The organism is Xanthobacter sediminis, assembly GCF_043195015.1.
Taxonomy (GTDB): Bacteria; Pseudomonadota; Alphaproteobacteria; order Rhizobiales; family Xanthobacteraceae; genus Xanthobacter.
In genome coordinates this window covers 1-12,861 of sequence record NZ_JBAFWH010000036.1, presented here as the reverse complement: position 1 = coordinate 12,861, position 12,861 = coordinate 1, and the positions used below count along the sequence as shown (strand labels likewise).

Genomic DNA, 12,861 nt, shown 5'->3' with positions numbered 1-12,861 from the left:
CCGTGAACGCTTGCAGGCCGACCTCGGTAAATCCGGAAAAGCTGACGAATAGGCCGCGCGTCCATTCTGGGCGCTCATTCACCTTGCCCTGGAATCCATGAAGCGTGTTGGCGTCCGTCTTCGCGCGGTGCCATTTCGCCTCGAGCAGATATGTGTCGTTTGCGTGCTGGAAAGATCCGTCGATCTGTTCGCCGCCAGAAACATGGAAGCCTCCGCGCGCGTCCATGCCCCAGGCATTGAATAACTCGGACAGAAGCGTCTCGAAATGGCGGCCACGGGCTTGTGGTTCGTCCGACATCTCGTGGAGTGCGAGAAAGCGCTGCTCGAGGTGGCGGAGGACCTCCTCGTCCGCCCGGAACGGCCGTGCCCCGGCCGGCGACTTCGTTTCTGCCGCGGACGCAGTGGGCTCATAGCTCGGTAGCGCTGGGCCGCCGAGCCGCACCACGATTGCGCTAAGACGCGTCTGTGCGTTCGCCACCATTTCGGTCTCGTTCCGCCCAAGGCGATCGGTCTCTCGATACTCCCACAGCGCTGCCAGCGCCCGCGCGATTGCGCGCGGCTAGCCGATCATCAGGAACGCACGCAGGTGTTTGCCCTTGCTCCGCCCGTTGATCGCGTAGGCGTTGTCATAGATGTCGATCCCGACTTCCCGTCGGAAGAACTCCGCGAAGGTGCTGTTGGTGAAGTCGAGGACATAGCCGGAGCTCATCCCGAACAGCTCGTCGACGAGCTTCAACTCGACAGGTCGCAGCTGTTCCATTCATTCCCCCTGGCCCAACTCGCGCAGCAATCGCGAAATCACGTCATTCACCGCACGCTGGCGCAATGCGCGTTGCTCGCGAACCTCGGGATCCTCGTCGTCCCCTTCGATCTCGAAGCGGGCGGCCGCAACCGGCCCTTCACGCAGATAGCCTTCATCAGGTTTGGGGTCGCAGAACCGCTTCAGCAGAAGCGCGAGGGCCGCGTGAACGGTTTCGCCGTGCTTGCCGGCAAGAGCTTCTCGGAACTTCGCGATGGCGCCTTCCAAGCCACCATCACCATGTTCGAGGCAATAGCTGAGATCGTGCGCGTCCTTGCCTTCGCGGCGATGGTCGAACGCGAACGCCTTCAGGCAGGTGAACGAGACGATATTGGCGTACGGGATGCTTTCGGTCGCCCGACCCTTCTGGCCAAGGAGATCGGCCGTGACCTCCATCCGGTCATGAAGATCGAAGACGAGCGAGGCATGCGGGATGTTCACCGCCGAGACATTTCCCTCGGTCGGCAGCTCCTGCAGTGCCCCACCCTTCAGCTGGGGATCGTCGGCCAAGAATTCGAGGATGACCGTGACTCCATGCTCCGTCTTCGCTCTCCAGCGCCAATTGACCCTGACACCTTTGTCATTCTCGGCCCGCTCGAAGCCCATGCGCTTGAGGTTTTCCTCGAGCGTGCGATAGGCCTCGACGTCGGCGAGGACGGCGAGATCAACGACGATATCGATGTCGCCGGTGCCGGCATGCGCCGGAACATCGGGCGGCCGCGCGGTCACGAGGTAGCGCGGCGTCAGCCCGCCGACCAGGAAGACGGAATCGCGCCAGGGCCCAAGGCCACTGAACAACGTGACGAGTACGCGCTCGCAATCGCGCGTGACGTCCGGGCTATAGTCGATGAGGAACTGCGGCTTTGCCATCACGAATCCAGTTTCTCGGTGCGTAGGTGTTGGGCCAGCTCCTTTGCGCGCCCGCCGGCCTGGAGAAGGTCGAGATAGGTTTGCAGTGGGTCCGCGACCCAAAGCCCATCGATGCGTTCGCGGAATCTCAGTTCCTCGTCGGGGGCAACCTCGAGAACGCCGAGATTCCAGCCGTCCCGCACCGGCCGTGCATCGATGGAATCCAACATTACTTTCATGCCGGCTTTGGCCGGTATGCGGCAGATCACCTGCGAAACGTTCGACAAATAGGGCGCGTAAATCTGCCCCGCCGTGACGCCGGTGAGTTCATAGGGTGTATCGTGCGCTTCGCTGGCCTGCTCAATTCGCCGCTGAAGGTCGGGAGGCGTCGTTGAACGCACGTAGAAGTGCCGCACGGCCTTCGGTTTCGACGATGATTGGTAGGCCGCCCAGGCATCGAGGAGCGCGCGCGGATTGACCAGGCGGCGTTCTTTCGAAGGCCCCGCCCCTCGCACCTCGACCCATTCCCGGCGCTCGATCCCAATGAGGGTTTCGGATGCCGTTGCCGGTGATACCCCGGCGCGCTCGGCGATCTGATGAACCCCGAACCAAGCGCTTTTGAAAACCCAGACGGCATGGAGGGCCTTGGCGCGACGGCCGGCGAAGAGATTGTTGAGGGAACGCGCTTGCCTGCGCGATGCCGGCCGATCGACGCGCAGGTACAGCCCGTTTGCGGGAATGAAGAGGCTCCCGCTGGCGTCGAAGTAGCCGACGCGCTCGTCACGCAGAAGTTGGCGTGCTCCGGGTGAGATGCTCTCGGCCATAAGCAGGGGTACGGCGGGCCGGCCGCCGGAATCGAAGTGGGCGAGATAGTTCCTGAGCTGCCAGATCGCCTCCCGGGCATCGCGCGGAAACAGCGACCGCTTCGCTTCAATGACGAGACGGTACGACCGGCCGTCGTGTTCGATGTCGATGGTGGCGTCCGGTCGATAACTCGTTTCAGCTCCTCCGCGCTCGCTAACCAAGCGAGGCGGCACACCTGAAATCTCGGCCACGGCCGCAGCCAAATCGTCGATGAGCGTCTCGATTGTGCGATGTTCCATATTCATTTTCTGCACAGTGAATATGGCGTAAATAGCGTATATTCGGAATTCTGTCTATATTTACTGTACGGTGAAAATAGAGAATCCGCCGGAGGAGCAATGGCTGTTCGGTTTCCACGGGGCCTTTGCTGCGCTGAGAATTCGCTGATATGTTCCTTATTTGTTCGGGGTGCCTTGAGCGCTCGCGCCGCGAACATGACGGGTCGAGGCGAGATCAAAATGGCGGCCCATGCCCGAAGCCACTGAACCGCCAGCCGGCTCGATGCTGAATTCGCCAGCGGGCATCATCGCTGCGTCGACATTGTCGGCGGCTCAGCGGAAAATCATCCATGTCGACATGGACGCGTTCTATGCATCGGTCGAGCAGCGCGACAACCCGGAACTGCGCGGCAAGCCCGTCGCCGTTGGCGGTGCGGCAGCGCGCGGTGTCGTCGCCGCGGCGAGCTATGAGGCGAGAGCATTCGGTGTCCGTTCAGCTATGCCGTCGGTCACCGCGAGACGCAAATGTCCCGAATTTATTTTCGTCCCGCCGCGCTTCGAGGTCTATCGTGCGGTGTCGGCGCAGATCCGCGAGATATTCGCCGAACACACCGAGCTGATCGAGCCGCTGTCGCTCGACGAGGCCTATCTCGACGTAACGGACAACAAGCAGCACGTGCCGCTCGCGACCGAGATCGCCGCGATGATCCGGGCGAAGATCAAGGAGGTCACCGGGCTCATTGCGTCGGCCGGGATTTCCTATTGCAAGTTTCTCGCGAAAATGGCGAGCGACCTGAACAAGCCCAACGGCCAGGCGGTGATCACGCCGCGGACGGGCGCGGCCTTCGTAGAAGCTCTATCCGTGAAGAAATTCCACGGTGTTGGTCCCGCGACCGCCGCCAAGATGGAAACGCTCGGAATCCTCACAGGAGCCGACCTGAAGGCGAAACCCCTCGCTTTCCTGCAGCAACACTTCGGCAAATCCGGCTCGTGGTATTTCTCCATCGCCCGCGGCATCGACGAGCGGCCGGTGGTCGCTGACCGGCCCCGCAAGTCGATCGGAGCCGAGGACACATTCCAATCGGACATATTTTCATTCGAGGCGGCAGCTCCCGAGCTCGCATCGCTGGCGGCTAAGGTCTGGAGCCATTGCGAGGCGAAAGGCCTGTGCGCCCGGACCGTGACCCTGAAGGTGAAATATGCCGACTTCCGCCAAGTGACGCGAAGCCGGACGGTCCAGTCGCCGTTCACGGGGGCGGAGGACATCGTGCGGATCGCCGGGGTGCTTCTCGAACCGCTTTTTCCCGTTAGGAAGGGCATCCGTCTGGTCGGGGTGACAGTCTCAACGCTGGATGTGTCCGCTTCAGGCGGTTCCGATGTTGAACAGCTGCCCCTCCCCTGAGGCCGACCTAACCGCGAGGATGGTGGGCCATAGATCGAGGCCGTGCGAGGGCGGCTCAGCTTCGGACCTTCACGCGCTTAGATGCAACGGCCCAATTCCATGCTGCAGATGCTGTGCGCCATCTCGTCTTCCGGAAGGAAGCGTTGGGGCGGGCGAACTGGACGGGAGTCTTCGGATGTTTGCAGGGGCCATGGTGTCCCGGGCGGCGACGGTGCCGGAATTCGGCGTGATCGCCTGGTGCGCGTGGCGATGGCCGGTGCCGTGTCCCGGGGTGTGGTTTGGCGGGTGCCGCCCACGTCGTCCTCGATAGGGCTTGTCTGACCGAAGGCCGGCGGCGCTGGCGCGCCGCCTCGCTCTTGATGCCGGCAACGGCCGGCCGCGACTTTCTTCCCCTGCCGGCTGCGCTGTCATTCCTCGCGAGACAAGAAAGCCGCGGCTCGGCCGCCCTCCACGCTGTTGCGGCCCCTACGGGGTGCAGGCCGATCGCCTCCGGTCCGTCGACTGCCATCGAGGCCGCGATGGGCGCGGCTCGGAAACCTCAAAAGGACACGACAATGGCGACCATCGGCACCTTCACCTCCAGCAGCAACGGCTTCACCGGCACGGTTCGCACGCTCGCCCTGAACGCCAAGGCCCGGATCATCCGCGTCGAGACCCCCACCGAGAAGGGCCCGCACTTCCGCATCTACGCCGGCGCCGTCGATTATGCGGAGAGCGGGATTATGCAGAGTACTGGCCTGTGAGGTCTGTGTTGGCGCCGATTTTGGCGGGGTTCTGCTCCGCATAATTGCGAGGGTGGAAGGCGGGCGCCCCGCGGGAAGCGGAGCGCCCTTGGCCGGTCATCGCGACCAGATGAGCTTGTGCTCGCTCTTGTCGCCCTGGACCAGGGAGGCATAGACCGGCGCCGTGAAGGACGGATCGTCGAGCTTGAGCGAGAGGTATTCGGCGCCTGTCTCGCGGGCGGTCCGGCTCCAGCCGGCGCCGAACTCGACGCCGTTGGCGGTGACGCGATAGTCGGGCGCCTTGTCGTTGTCGCGGTCGCAGGGCTTGATGGTGGCCTTGACGTTGAGGGTGAGGGTCTTGATCGTGCCGGCGTAGGCGCCGTTCTCGTCGCGGGTGAAGGTGCCGATCTGAGCCATTGTCGTATCTCCTGAGCTTTGCCCGAAGCCGCCCGATGCGGCCTCGATGGCGGTCGAGAGGCGACGGACCGGACGGCTGCACCCACCGGGGTCCCCGGCGCGCTTGCGCGATGGGGTGGTTCTTGGGGCCGCAGCGGCAGCGCAGGACGGCGGCAGCCGAGCTTGTTGTCCCGCGAGGAATGACCGCTTGCGGTCAGGGGAAGAAGGTCGGCGGAGCCGTTGCAGGCCAAGGCCGGGCCGGCGCCAGACCAGCCCAGAAGAGAGGCCGCCGGGGGGCTTCGCCGCATGATCGGCAGAGGACGACACTGGCGGTCGGCGCCTCATCAGCATGCTCAGCGCCGCCGGTGCGTCACCCTCCCATGGTCACGGCCACCTGCCTCCGGCCCAACGACACATGCCCCACCCCACACGGCACCGACCATGGCCGCGTTCGGATCGGCCAGGCAGATCGCCTGTCGAATGGAATACGGCCGAAACCTTCGCTTTGCTCGCGTGCCGGGCGCTCCCGGCGTGAACAAGCAGGTCGAAGGAAAACATGGTGACAAAACGAAAGCGCAGACACCGCCGGAGTGTCGATGTCCGGATCAACTGGCTGCAACCGCATGCCAATGGCTTCAAGGGCTGGCTCACCCAGAGGAAATATTCACCGGCGACGAAAACGGAGCTGGTGCGTCTGCTCGCCCTGTGGGGCGATTGGGCGCGCACCTCCGGCTTCGAAATCGAAACGCTCGCTTCCGGTCTCAAGGCTTCGGCGTTGGTGTTCCGGGGCAGCAAGACAGCTCGGGCCCCTCAGGGTGCCGCCGCGCTGTTCCTCTCCTATCTGCAGGAAACGAGCGTCCTGCCCCCGGAGCGGTACCCGCCGCTGGAGGAAACCTGGCCGGCACTTGGCGCCTTCCGTTGCTGGATGCAGGAGCAGCGCGGTATCCAGGACTCCACGCTCGACACCTACCAGGCGATCCTTATCGACCTGTTGGCCTCGCTCGGCACCGATCCCACCGCGTACACGGCTGCTGCGGTGCGAGCCTTCGTGCTCGATCGGGCAAAGCCGCACGGGCGCGGCCGGGCGCAAGGCATCACCGTCGCCACGCGCGCCTATCTCAAATATCTGGTGGCGACCGGCCAGTGCCCGGTCGGGCGGGAACGGGCGGTTCCGAGCTTCGCGAACTGGCAGTTGGCGACGACGCCGCGCTGCCTCGGGCAAGCTGACATCGACCGCCTCCTTGCCGCTTGTGACGGCGAGGAGCGCCTGCGCGACCGAGCCGTCATCCTGCTCCTGGCCCGATTGGGCCTCAGGGCCAGCGAAGTCGCCAACCTCAACTTCGGCGAGATCGACTGGGCGAACGGCCGTGTGACCCTTGCCGGCAAGGCGAGGCGTGAGGAGCGCCTGCCGCTGACCCAGGAGATCGGGGACGCCATCCTCGCCTATATCGAGCGGGCACGGCCACAGATCGTGTCGACGCGCGTGTTCCTGACGAGCGCGGCCCCTGTCCGCCCGCTGAGCCGGATCGCCGTGAAGTGCATCGTGCGCCGCGCCCTCGACCGGGCCGGCGTCAAAAGCATCCATCGCGGCGCCCACGTTCTGCGCCACTCTGCCGCGACGGCCATGCTGCGCAACGGCGTCAGCCTCGCCGGCGTCGGCGCCGTGCTGCGGCACCGCTCGCCATCGGTCACCGCGCTCTATGCCAAGGTCGACATCGGCCTCCTGTCGGAGATCGCGCAGCCCTGGGGCGGGAGGCTGCCATGCTGAGCGACGATGCAGCCCGCTACATCACTCTGCGCCGCACGCTCGGCTACAAGCTGATCAAGGCCGAACGGCATCTTCGCGCCTTCGCGCGCTTCGCCGCCGGGCGGGGTGAAGCACATATCCGCACGGCGTCCGTTCTCGCTTGGCTGGCGACAGTCGCCCGGACGCCGGGCGCCCGCGAGCGGCGTCTGACAGACCTCATCCTGTTTGCGCGCTTCCTCCATGCCGAAGATCCGCGGCATGAGATCCCGCGCCCCGACGTCGCGCCGAGCCGGCATGGACGGCCGATCCCCTATATCTACGCGCCGGGCGAAATCGCCCGCATCCTCGATGCTGCCGGCAGTCTCCGGCACCAGAAGCCCAATCCCCTGCGGCGCCAGCTCTACGTCATGCTGTTCGGCCTGATCGCTGCCACGGGATTGCGTGTCTCGGAGGCTCTCGCGCTCAGGCTCGACGACATCCAGCCCGACGGCGTCTTGCACATCCGCGAGACGAAGTTCCGCAAGAGCCGGCTCATACCGTTGCATACGACGGTCATCAAGGCGCTCGAAGGCTATCTCGAGGCTCGCCGCCCACGCGCCGGCGAGAGCGACTGGCTGTTCCCATCCGTCCAGCACAGGCAGCTATGCCCGACGACTGTGAACTATACCTTCCGTTGCATCCTGCGCCGGGCGGGGATCGCGCCCGAGCGAAGCCGGCAGCCTCGCATCCATGATCTTCGCCATACCTTCGCAACCCGCGCGCTGGAACAATGCGGCGCCGAGCGCGGCATGGTCGCCAGGCACTTCGTCGCCCTGTCGACCTATCTGGGCCATGCCGATATCCGAAACACCTACTGGTATCTTGAGGCGACGCCGGAAATGATGGCGGATATCGCCTCGGCTGCAGAAATGCTGGTCGGGGGGAGCGTCGCATGACGAAGCTCGCCCCTCTCATCACCGCCTTCCTGCGCGATTACATGCCTCGTCAGCGGGGCTACAGTCCGCAGAGCTGCGAGACCTATGCGTTGAGCTTCAAGCTGCTGTTCGACTTCGCTGCGAAACGGCTGGGCACCCGTCCGTCACGGCTGACGATCGAAGACCTCGACGCGCCGATGATCGTGGCCTTCCTCACCCATATCGAACAGGAGCGCGGCAACGGCGCTTCCACACGCAACCTGCGGCTCGCCGCCATCAAGACGTTCATGCGTTATGTGGAGCACAAGGTGCCCTCCGCCCTGGAGCAGATCGGCCGGATCCATGCGATCCCGGCCAAGCGCCATGATCAGATGCTCATCCGCCATCTGACGATGGATGAGGTCCGCGCAATCCTCAACGCCCCCGATCTTGCGACACGATCCGGCGTCCGCGACCGGGCCATGATGCATCTGTGCTTCGCCGGGGGCTTGCGGGTCTCAGAACTGGTCGGCGTCCTGACCGAAAACCTGTCGCTCCAGCACGGCGTAAGCGTGACGATCCGGGGCAAGGGCCGCAAGGAGCGCTGTCTGCCGCTCTGGAAGGAGACGGCGCGGGATCTTCGCGCCTGGCTCGGCGTCAGGGGCGCGATCCGCGTGCCGGAGCTCTTCGTCAATGCGCAGGATGAGCCGATGACCCGAGCAGGCTTCGAGTATGTGCTCGACAAGCACGTCCGCAAGGCGGCTGAGACCTGCGCATCGTTGCGTGGTCGGAAAGTCTCACCACATCAGCTCCGGCACAGCTGCGCGGTCATCATGCTGCAGGCGACCCACGACATCCGGAAGGTTGCCCTGTGGCTTGGTCATGCCGATATCCGCACGACGGAAGTGTATCTTCGCATGGATCCCTCCGAAAAGCTGGAAGCGATCGAGGCCGTCGTCCCGCCGGAGCTCAGGCGCGGCCGGTTCAAGGCACCGGATGCGCTGATCGCGTCCTTGCTCTCGGACCTGGAGGCACCGGCCTGATCGGAACGGTCAGCAACTGAAGTGGCTTCGTCGTCCCAATCGCCCCGGTCCCGCATCGGCATCGTGTTCGACACGGCCTGTGCCGTGTGGGGCGGGGCATGTGTCGTTGGGCCGGAGGCAGGTGGCCGTGACCGCGGGAGGGTGACGTACCGGCGGCACTGAGCGTGCTGAGGAGGCGCCGACTGCCAGCATCGTCCTCTGCCGATCATGCGGCGAAGCCCCCCGGCGGCCTCTCTTCTGGGCTGGTCTGGCGCCGGCCCGGCCTTGGCCTGCAACGGCTCCACCGACCTTCTTCCCCTGACCGCGAGCGGTCATTCCTCGCGAGCCAACAAGCTCGGCTGCCACCGTCCTCCGCTCACGCTGCGGCCCTAAGAACCACCCCATCGCGCAAGCGCGCCGGGGACCCCGGTGGATGCAGCCGTCCGGTCCGGCGCCTCTCGACCGCCATCGAGGTCGCATCGGGCGGCTTCGGGCAACTCTCAGGAGATACGACAATGGCTCAGATCGGCACCTTCATCCGCGACGACAACGGCGCCTTCGCTGGCACGATCAAGACCCTCACCCTTAACGTCAAGGCCACCATCAAGCCCTGCGACCGCGACAACGACAAGGCGCCCGACTATCGCGTCACCGCCAACGGCGTCGAGTTCGGAGCCGGCTGGAGCCGGACCGCCCGCGAGACGGGCGCCGAATACCTCTCACTCAAGCTCGACGATCCGTGCTTCACCGCCCCAGTCTACGCCTCCCTCGTTCAGGGCGACAAGGGCGAGCACAGGCTCATCTGGTCACGATGACCGGCCAAGGGCGCTCCGCTCACAGCGGGGCGCCCGCCGCCTACAATCATCGACAGTCAATTGGTGGCACATAAAGCGCGACCTCGCAGAAAGCCGAGCGCATCGCAGGCGGCGCCAGCCCACGAAGCGGTCGGCTCCTCGGAGAACGTAGCCGAGTGTTGTCGGTTCGCATGATATGGAAGACGCTGAAGTGACTTATCAGCGGTCGCAATCGCGACGGCCCACCGACGCTTCTCGAAGGAGGGACGGTGATCCCGTCAACGGTCGTACTGACGGAGCTAGACGGCATGCACAAAACGAGCGAAGTGCTTGATGTGAATATACCGCCGGCCGCACCCGACTCAGCCTGGCACACCGTCGCGCCCGACGCGGTTCTCGACGCGCTTCGCACGAACGTCGACGGCCTCTCCGAGCGCGAAGCAACGCGTCGCCTCGATACCTATGGTCCCAACCGCCTGCCTCAGGGGCCCGCGCAAAGTGCCCTCATTCGCTTTCTGCTGCAGTTTCACAATCTCCTCATCTATGTCCTGCTCGCCGCTGCGGCGCTCGCCGCGGCGATGGGACATGGCACGGATGCTCTCGTGATCCTTGCCGTCACGCTGATTAATGCGATCATCGGCTTTGTTCAGGAAGGTCGCGCCGAGAAGGCTCTGGATGCCATCCGCGCGATGATCGACCCGCACGCCTCGGTCGTCCGCGACGGCCTCCGTGTAACGGTTGGAGCGGACGCGGTCGTTCCTGGCGACATCCTGATGCTCGAGGCAGGCGACCGGGTGCCGGCGGATCTGCGGCTCGTCAGGGCGCGCAGCCTGAGGGTGGACGAGGCGATCCTGACCGGAGAATCCGTTCCCGTCGACAAATCCGTTCAATCCGTCAATGCCGGCGCCGCACTTGGTGACCGGTTGTCGATGGCATTCTCCGGTACCTTCGTGACCGGCGGACAGGGGATCGGCGTCGTCGTGGCAACCGGCGCCGCCACCGAGCTCGGGCGGATCAGCACCATGATCGGAGCGGTGACGCAGCTGACCACGCCCCTCATCCGGCAGATGGACCGGTTCGCCCGCCAGATCACCATTGCCGTGCTCGGCATTTCCGCTCTGGTGTTCGCTTATGCGATGCTGGCCCAGGCCTACGACCTCGATGAAGCCTTCATGGTTGTGGTCGGCCTTGCGGTCGCGGCCATCCCCGAAGGCCTGCCCGCGGTGATGACGGTCACGCTCGCCGTTGGCGTCCAGCGCATGGCGCGCCGCAACGCCATCGTCAGGCGCCTGCCCGCCGTCGAGACGCTTGGCTCCGTCTCGGTGATCTGCTCCGACAAGACCGGCACGCTCACCCGCAACGAGATGACCGTGAGCATGGTGGTCACCGCCGACCGAGAGATCGAGGTCGAGGGCGCTGGCTATGCGCCCTCGGGCGGCTTCCGGACCAAGGCAGGCGCTACCATCGATCCCGCCAGCGATCCGATCTTGGCAGATCTGTCGCTTGCCGCCCTGCTGTGCAACGATGCTCACCTGCGTCAACACGGTGAAGACTGGCGCATCGACGGGGACCCCATGGAAGGGGCGCTGGTCTCGCTGGCGATCAAGGCCGGGCACGAGGCGTCGGCTGTCCGGGCCAGCTTCCCCCGCCTTGATGAGATCCCCTTCGATTCCCGGCATCGCTACATGGCGACGCTCCATGCCGGCACCATGCAGCCGCCGGTGGTCGCCTATGTGAAGGGCGCGCCTGAACGCATTCTCGCCATGTGCAGCCATGTGGCGACGCGCGACGGCGAACAGCCGCTCGATCCACGCGTCTGGCACGACCGGATCGATGCCCTCGCCGCCAGTGGCCAGCGTGTCATCGCGATTGCACGGCGCCCCCTGGAGGCTGGCACGCAAGAGATTTCACCGGCCGAGGTCGCTCATCACCTCACGCTGCTCGGCCTGGTGGGGCTCATCGATCCGCCGCGACAGGAGGCGGTCGCGGCGATCGCCGAATGCAAGGCGGCGGGAATCAGCGTCAAGATGATCACCGGCGACCACGCGGCGACGGCACGCGCCATTGCACGCCAGCTCGGCCTTGGCGACCACCCGGCGTGCGTGACCGGCCAGGACCTCGATGCGATGGACGACGCCTCGTTCCACAAGCACGCCCGCGAGGCGACCGTCTTCGCCCGCACAAGTCCCGAGCATAAGCTCCGCCTTGTCGAGGCGCTCCAGCTGGATGGTTCGATCATCGCCATGACGGGCGACGGGGTAAATGACGCGCCAGCGCTGAAGCGGGCGGATGTCGGCGTGGCCATGGGCGGAAAGGGCACCGAGGCCGCCAAGGAAGCGAGCGAGATGGTGCTCGCCGACGACAATTTTGCCTCGATCGTCGCCGCCGTGCGCGAAGGGCGCACCGTCTACGACAACCTGTCCAAGGTGATCGCCTGGACGCTGCCCACCAACGGCGGCGAGGCCGCCACCATCATCCTGGCGATCCTGTTCGGCCTCACGCTTCCCATCACGCCGGTGCAGATCCTCTGGGTCAACATGATCACGTCCGTCGCGCTTGGCCTGACCCTCGCCTTCGAGCCGACGGAACCTGGCGCAATGCGGCGTCCCGTGCGCCCCGCCGGTCAGCCACTGCTCTCGGGCCGCCTCCTGTGGCGCATCCTGTTCGTGTCCGTCTTGATGGTCGCCGGAACCTTCGGCATCTTTATCTGGGCCACATCCCGCGGACTATCGGTCGAGACGGCGCGCACCATGGCGGTCAACACGCTCGTCGTGCTGGAGATCTTCTATCTGTTCAGTGTCCGCTACGTGCATGGCACTTCGCTCACCTGGCAAGGGCTTCTCGGCACGCGGGCCGTGCTGGCCGGCGTCGCCGCCGTGGTCGGGGCACAGCTCGCCTTCACCTATCTGCCGCCTATGCAGGCGGTCTTCGGCAGCCGTCCCCTATCGCTTGGCGATGGCATGGCCATCATTGCGGTCGGCGTTGCGCTGCTGGCCATCGTGGAGGTGGAGAAGCGGCTCGCTGCCGCTTGGGATGCGCGGCACGCATGAAAGGAAGACCTCCCGCGCGACGTACGGCATCTGCCGCACCGTGACGCCCCCTGGGCTCCACGTGGCGTAGCGTCTCGTGTTAGAAGGACGAAGACGAGGTTTTCA

11 protein-coding genes and 1 pseudogene are annotated in these 12,861 nt (G+C 65.3%); 7 read left to right on the top strand and 5 right to left on the bottom strand.

Translation table 11 applies throughout. From position 1 onward, the window contains the following. From V5F61_RS20875 to V5F61_RS20860, 4 genes are all read right to left on the bottom strand, one after another. On the bottom strand, positions 1–481 hold a 481-nt coding region (locus V5F61_RS20875), incomplete at its 3' end, for a restriction endonuclease (RefSeq protein ID WP_393990289.1). A gap of 78 nt (positions 482–559) precedes the next feature. Beyond that, positions 560–760, bottom strand: coding sequence for a hypothetical protein (locus V5F61_RS20870; RefSeq protein ID WP_393990290.1), 201 nt, complete (start codon positions 758–760; stop codon positions 560–562). Further along, a complete protein-coding gene (locus V5F61_RS20865) occupies positions 761–1,669 on the bottom strand; it encodes a nucleotidyltransferase family protein (RefSeq protein ID WP_393990291.1) in 909 nt (302 codons plus the stop codon). After that, on the bottom strand, positions 1,669–2,751 hold the full coding sequence (locus tag V5F61_RS20860) for a hypothetical protein (RefSeq protein ID WP_393990292.1): 1,083 nt from the start codon (positions 2,749–2,751) through the stop codon (positions 1,669–1,671). Before V5F61_RS20860 ends, V5F61_RS20865 begins: the two co-directional genes overlap by 1 nt. A gap of 262 nt (positions 2,752–3,013) precedes the next feature. Between V5F61_RS20860 and dinB the strand changes: the two genes are divergently transcribed. Both dinB and V5F61_RS20850 read left to right on the top strand, forming a co-directional pair. After that, positions 3,014–4,132, top strand: a complete 1,119-nt coding sequence (gene dinB, locus V5F61_RS20855) for a DNA polymerase IV (protein WP_393990322.1) — start codon at positions 3,014–3,016, stop codon at positions 4,130–4,132. A gap of 554 nt (positions 4,133–4,686) precedes the next feature. After that, positions 4,687–4,836: pseudogene (locus V5F61_RS20850) on the top strand (DUF736 family protein); the annotation flags it as partial. A 135-nt stretch (positions 4,837–4,971) separates the two neighbouring features. Here the strand turns inward: V5F61_RS20850 and V5F61_RS20845 are convergent. After that, positions 4,972–5,271 (bottom strand): DUF736 domain-containing protein, encoded by a 300-nt coding sequence (locus V5F61_RS20845; RefSeq protein WP_393990293.1) that lies wholly within the window; start codon positions 5,269–5,271, stop codon positions 4,972–4,974. A gap of 535 nt (positions 5,272–5,806) precedes the next feature. On the opposite strand from V5F61_RS20845, the gene V5F61_RS20840 reads away from it, so the two are divergent. The 5 genes from V5F61_RS20840 to V5F61_RS20820 all read left to right on the top strand — a co-directional run bounded on the left by V5F61_RS20840 (position 5,807) and on the right by V5F61_RS20820 (position 12,756). Continuing rightward, positions 5,807–7,018 (top strand): tyrosine-type recombinase/integrase, encoded by a 1,212-nt coding sequence (locus V5F61_RS20840; RefSeq protein WP_393990294.1) that lies wholly within the window; start codon positions 5,807–5,809, stop codon positions 7,016–7,018. After that, positions 7,012–7,932: a tyrosine-type recombinase/integrase gene (locus tag V5F61_RS20835; protein WP_393990295.1), complete on the top strand. Its 921-nt coding sequence runs from the start codon at positions 7,012–7,014 to the stop codon at positions 7,930–7,932. Before V5F61_RS20840 ends, V5F61_RS20835 begins: the two co-directional genes overlap by 7 nt. Then, entirely contained in the window at positions 7,929–8,933 is a 1,005-nt protein-coding gene (locus V5F61_RS20830) for a tyrosine-type recombinase/integrase (RefSeq protein ID WP_393990296.1), read from the top strand. The genes V5F61_RS20835 and V5F61_RS20830 overlap by 4 nt, the downstream gene beginning before the upstream one ends. Positions 8,934–9,427: 494 nt before the next feature. Continuing rightward, complete coding sequence (locus V5F61_RS20825) at positions 9,428–9,727, top strand: DUF736 domain-containing protein (RefSeq protein WP_393990297.1); 300 nt, start codon at positions 9,428–9,430, stop codon at positions 9,725–9,727. Between the two features lie 287 nt (positions 9,728–10,014). Next, the gene (locus V5F61_RS20820) at positions 10,015–12,756 is read left to right on the top strand and encodes a cation-transporting P-type ATPase (RefSeq protein ID WP_393990298.1); all 2,742 of its coding nucleotides are present in this window, start codon (positions 10,015–10,017) and stop codon (positions 12,754–12,756) included. Positions 12,757–12,861 lie beyond the last annotated feature (105 nt).

Coding starts and splice junctions, on each gene's coding strand:
- dinB (WP_393990322.1), top strand. CDS start 3,014: ATGCTGAATTCGCCAGCGGGCATCATCGCTGCGTCGACATTGTCGGCG.
- V5F61_RS20820 (WP_393990298.1), top strand. CDS start 10,015: ATGCACAAAACGAGCGAAGTGCTTGATGTGAATATACCGCCGGCCGCA.
- V5F61_RS20845 (WP_393990293.1), bottom strand. CDS start 5,271: ATGGCTCAGATCGGCACCTTCACCCGCGACGAGAACGGCGCCTACGCC.
- V5F61_RS20865 (WP_393990291.1), bottom strand. CDS start 1,669: ATGGCAAAGCCGCAGTTCCTCATCGACTATAGCCCGGACGTCACGCGC.
- V5F61_RS20835 (WP_393990295.1), top strand. CDS start 7,012: ATGCTGAGCGACGATGCAGCCCGCTACATCACTCTGCGCCGCACGCTC.
- V5F61_RS20830 (WP_393990296.1), top strand. CDS start 7,929: ATGACGAAGCTCGCCCCTCTCATCACCGCCTTCCTGCGCGATTACATG.
- V5F61_RS20870 (WP_393990290.1), bottom strand. CDS start 760: ATGGAACAGCTGCGACCTGTCGAGTTGAAGCTCGTCGACGAGCTGTTC.
- V5F61_RS20860 (WP_393990292.1), bottom strand. CDS start 2,751: ATGGAACATCGCACAATCGAGACGCTCATCGACGATTTGGCTGCGGCC.
- V5F61_RS20825 (WP_393990297.1), top strand. CDS start 9,428: ATGGCTCAGATCGGCACCTTCATCCGCGACGACAACGGCGCCTTCGCT.
- V5F61_RS20840 (WP_393990294.1), top strand. CDS start 5,807: ATGGTGACAAAACGAAAGCGCAGACACCGCCGGAGTGTCGATGTCCGG.